General features: G+C 72.4%; 1 protein-coding gene. It reads right to left on the reverse strand.

Annotated features, from left to right (window positions below):
• A partial coding sequence (locus tag DEIPI_RS30555) for an AAA family ATPase (protein WP_045234197.1) occupies positions 1-624 on the reverse strand: 624 nt, incomplete at both ends.

A 624-nucleotide genomic window follows, 5' to 3' on the forward strand; every position in this document is an offset into this window, starting at 1 on the left:
AGGGCCTGCACCTCCAGCAGCATGGGACGCTGCCCGTCGATGGTGGCCGCCACGACGCTGCCGGGCACGCCCACGGGCCGTTCGGCCAGGAACGCCGCCGACGGGTTCTCCACCGCCACGAGGCCCGCCTCGCGCATCTCGAACACGCCGAGCTCGCCCGCCTGCCCGAAACGGTTCTTCACGGAGCGCAGCAGCCGGTACTGCCCGACGGACTCCAGGAACACCGTCGTGTCCACGATGTGCTCCATCACCTTCGGGCCCGCCACGGTGCCCTCCTTCGTGACGTGCCCCACGAGGACCGTCGCGGTGCCCGTCTCCTTCGCGGCGCGCGTGATGACGCTCGTGCCCTCGCGGACCTGCGCGACCCCGCCCGGCGCGCCGTCGCCCTCCACCTGCACCGTCTGGATGGAATCCACGATGCACAGCGCGGGACGGTGCTCCGCCATCAGGGCCGCCACGTGATCGGCGCGGGTGTCACGCGTCATCTGCAGTTCGCTCGTCACGCCCAGACGGTCGGCGCGCAGCCGGATCTGCTCCAGCGACTCCTCGCCCGCGACGTACAGCACGCCCTGCCCGCCCGCCGCCATGCGGTCGGCGACCTGCAGCAGCAGCGTGGACTTCCCG

This window comes from Deinococcus pimensis DSM 21231 (genome assembly GCF_000519345.1).
GTDB classification, from domain to species: domain Bacteria; phylum Deinococcota; class Deinococci; order Deinococcales; family Deinococcaceae; genus Deinococcus_A; species Deinococcus_A pimensis.